The sequence below is a fragment of the Pseudonocardia nigra genome (assembly GCF_019396355.1).
GTDB classification, from domain to species: domain Bacteria; phylum Actinomycetota; class Actinomycetes; order Mycobacteriales; family Pseudonocardiaceae; genus Pseudonocardia; species Pseudonocardia nigra.
On sequence record NZ_JAHKRK010000381.1, the window covers coordinates 1 to 3,351 of the forward strand.

The window sequence follows — 3,351 nt, forward strand, 5'->3', positions numbered from 1 at the left end:
CGAAGTTCAAGGCAGCACCTGGAGAACGAGCGAGCCACCGCGAAGACCAACGACGACCAGGAAGGACCGCTACGGCCAGGTCGCAGGCAAAATCCGGTCGGGTGAACAAGTGCCAGCTCCAGATGGGTTCGACGAGATCATGCCCAAGACCCTGGCCACCGCCACGGTCGACCGACTCCTGCACCACGCTCACATCGTCGTCACCGACGGTGACAGCTACTGGCTCGCCCAAGCCACCTCTGGCAAGGGGGTGAGCCCGTTGAGCTGAGCACGCTCGACCCGAGGCGGGGAGATATCTGGCCGCCGTCGGGGAGAACTATCTGGCCACCAGCGGGGAGAACTCCTGCCCGCCAGCGGGGAGAACTCCTGGCCGCCAGCGGGGAGATCGAAGGCTCTGGCACAGATTGCGTGATCGTTAGGTGCTGAGGAGGACGCGGCGGCGGAGGTGGTCGAAGGTGGCGCGTCCGTACATCTGTCGTTTGAGTGCCTTGATGCGGGTGACGTTGCCTTCGACGGCTCCGGAGCTCCAGGCCAGGGTGAGTCCGGCGCGCACGGCGTCGTAGTCCTTGATCAGACCGTCGGCGAAGCCCCGCAGAGGGGGGATGCCGCTGGTCTGCGCTTGGGTGATCCATGCGTCGATGTGGTGGCCGCGGCGTTCACGGGCGAGGCCGGCGAACTCGCCCACGAGCTGGTGGACGGTGCGCAGGGTGGCGCAGCGGTCGAGCACGCGGGCGAGGCTGGCGCGGTCGTCGTCGGCGAGTTTGTGCTCGGGTCGCGTGATCCAGCCGGTGATCTGGCGGGGCGTGGCCGGCGTGGTCGCGGCCCCGCCGCTGGGTGGGGTCGGGTCGGTGCGCCAGGTCTGTAGCAGTCGGCGCACGGATCGCTCGTATCCGCGGCAACCGCGGTAGCGGAGTTCCTCGGTGAGCCGGGCGGCGTTGTCGCAGCCTTCGTGCCAGCGCTGGGCGAGGAATGAGCTTGACCCCTGGCGCCGGACACGTCACCTGAGGTGGACCCCGTCCGCCAGAGGATGTCGTTCGTGCCCGCACCTCACCCGCCGGAGTTCCGGCGCCGCGCCGTGGACCTTGCCCGTCTGGGCGACAAGCCGATCTCAGCGATCGCGAAAGAGCTCTCGATCTCCGAATCGTGTCTGCGGAATTGGATAGCGCAAGCGGACGCTGACAGCGGCGCCACGGACTCGCGGCTGACCAGCGCCGACAAGCGTGAGCTCGCCGAGCTCCGCAAGGAGAAACGGCGCCTCGAGATCGAGAACGAGATCCTCAAACGCGCCGCCGCCTACTTCGCCCGGGAGAATGTCCTCCCAAAGTAGTTTTCCCGCTGGTCCGTGAACTCGCCGACGACGGATTCGATGTCGCGGTGACCTGTCGGGTGTTGAAGGTGCGACGTCAGGGCTACTACGAATGGCGGTCCGGGGTGAAGTCTGCTCGCGCCGAGGAGAACGAATTGCTGCTAAAGCACATCGAGACGATCCACGAAGAGTCCCGCGGCACCTACGGTTGGCCGCGAGTCCACGCCGAACTCACCCTGGGACTGGGTCTGGCGGTGAACCACAAGCGGGTGGCGCGACTGATGCGCGAGGCCGGTATCCAGGGACTCTACCGGCGGCGCCGTCGCGGCTGCACCGTGCGAGACCCGCAGGCCCAGTCCCACATCGACCTGGTCGACCGTGATTTCGTCGTCGACGGCCCGGACGAACTGTGGTGCACCGACATCACCGAACACCCCACCCTGGAGGGAAAAGTGTACTGCGCTGCGGTTCTCGACACCTATTCACGCCGAATCGTCGGGTGGTCGATCGACGACAACATGCGCACCGAACTCGTCACCGACGCACTGGGCATGGCGATCGCCCGCCGCGGTCCCGAACCCTACTCGGCGATCCTGCACTCCGATCACGGATCGCCCAGTTCCAATGCCACTAAGTTAAGCAACCTGAGGCCTCTGGACGGGCAGGACGGGCTGATAGGTCTTGCCGCGATGTTCGGGCTTCTTGATCGGCATGTTATGACGATTTCCTCTCTTGTGGACGCGGGGGTATGTGCGTTTGCGTCGACCCTTCGTGGTGCGCTCGAGTATCTCCGTGATGCATTCGGAGTGTGCGCGATCAAGTCTGTCGGGGGGAAAACGCCGCCTGGTTGATCACCTGGCGGCGTACGATGTTGAGCGTTCTCGTGAACGATAGCCGATCGGAATCAACGTACGCCGTGTCGGCAGCCTCGGCCATGAGCGCCCGGACTGCGTAGTGAGCGAGCAGGAGCCCCCACCATTCCTGTCGGATCATCTCGGGGCTTTTCGAGCGTAGTCCTCGCCCGCTGACGAGCAGTTGTGTCTCGATCTCTTTGAGAGAGATCTCGTACTCCCATCGCTGCTGGTAGGCCGCAGCTAGTTCAAGTGCGTTGGCATCCTGTGGGTCAAGGATTGTCGTGACGATTCGGAATGTTTCGGAGTTCTCGCTATCTTCACCGCTGACGGTGTACTCGATGACACGTACGGGGATGTGCGTGGCATCCCGCGGGTCGGTGACCGCCGAGAGCGGGATTCGATATGTGCCGCTGCGTGTCTTCTTGTTGTTGACCTCCGAGATGTAGGAACCGTCTGGGAGAATTTTGAGAACGGGGAACTTGATGCCCGCTGCCACTCGCCAGAGCAGGCTCGCCCCGGTCGTCATGAACTGTTGCCACAGGTCGAAGGCGTAGTAGCCGCGGTCGGCGATGACCAGCATGTCTTGCTCGATAGATCCCAGTAGGGCCCGAGCAGGCTTGCGCTCTCCGTCGTAGATCGTTCCCAGCTCGGCAGCCACGACGGCGTGGGTTCCGAATTCTCCGAGCCCGACTGCGTGGATCTGCGGGAAGGGGCGTCGTGTTCCTCCTTGGTACTTGCCGAACTCTTCGAAGTTCGCCGGGGTGTCCGGGACATCGATCTGGACGGGGTCGATTGCCATGAGCCGCCGTCCTCGTAACCACGATCCGGGTGTGCCTGGAGTTGCCAGCGGCGCCGCGGTTCGCTCGTACAACAACTTCATTGGTTGTTCGCCGAGCCGGCTGCGCGCCTGCGCGGTCACGCTCGTCGACGGAACGGCCCAGGATCGTGACCAGTTGCCCAAAAACTGCAGCCCGTTGACCAGGGGGCTTATTCACAAGTCTGAATGGTGACTGCTCTTCGTGACATGAGGGGTACGTCGAGCACTTGATCACGAGTCGGTCTCGATTCGTGCTTGACCGCGTGTCGCGCGAGATGCGCAACAGCTCTTGCCGTCTTGTTCGGTGTTCTCACGCATCGAAGGAAGATCGGCGAAGAGCTGTTGCGGTACGAGGCTATGACAGGACTGAACGG

The 3,351-nt window shown here is 63.9% G+C and carries 4 protein-coding genes and 1 pseudogene; 3 read left to right on the forward strand and 2 right to left on the reverse strand.

What is annotated here, in order from left to right; all coding sequences use genetic code 11:
* A partial coding sequence (locus KME75_RS44500; protein WP_246633777.1) for an ATP-binding protein occupies nucleotides 1–268 on the forward strand: 268 nt, incomplete at its 5' end.
* A gap of 147 nt (nucleotides 269–415) precedes the next feature.
* Here the strand turns inward: KME75_RS44500 and KME75_RS40610 are convergent.
* Nucleotides 416–883 (reverse strand): annotated as a pseudogene (locus KME75_RS40610) (ISL3 family transposase); the annotation flags it as partial.
* 153 nt (nucleotides 884–1,036) lie between these two features.
* Between KME75_RS40610 and KME75_RS40615 the strand changes: the two are divergent.
* Nucleotides 1,037–1,327, forward strand: coding sequence for a transposase (locus KME75_RS40615; protein ID WP_219420317.1), 291 nt, complete (start codon nucleotides 1,037–1,039; stop codon nucleotides 1,325–1,327).
* 8 nt (nucleotides 1,328–1,335) lie between these two features.
* Entirely contained in the window at nucleotides 1,336–2,157 is an 822-nt protein-coding gene (locus KME75_RS40620) for an IS3 family transposase (RefSeq protein ID WP_219420319.1), read from the forward strand.
* Here the strand turns inward: KME75_RS40620 and KME75_RS40625 are convergent.
* The gene (locus KME75_RS40625) at nucleotides 2,123–3,121 is read right to left on the reverse strand and encodes an IS4 family transposase (protein WP_246633779.1); all 999 of its coding nucleotides are present in this window, start codon (nucleotides 3,119–3,121) and stop codon (nucleotides 2,123–2,125) included. The two genes, KME75_RS40620 and KME75_RS40625, sit on opposite strands and share 35 nt — an antisense overlap.
* Between the last annotated feature and the right edge of the window lie 230 nt (nucleotides 3,122–3,351).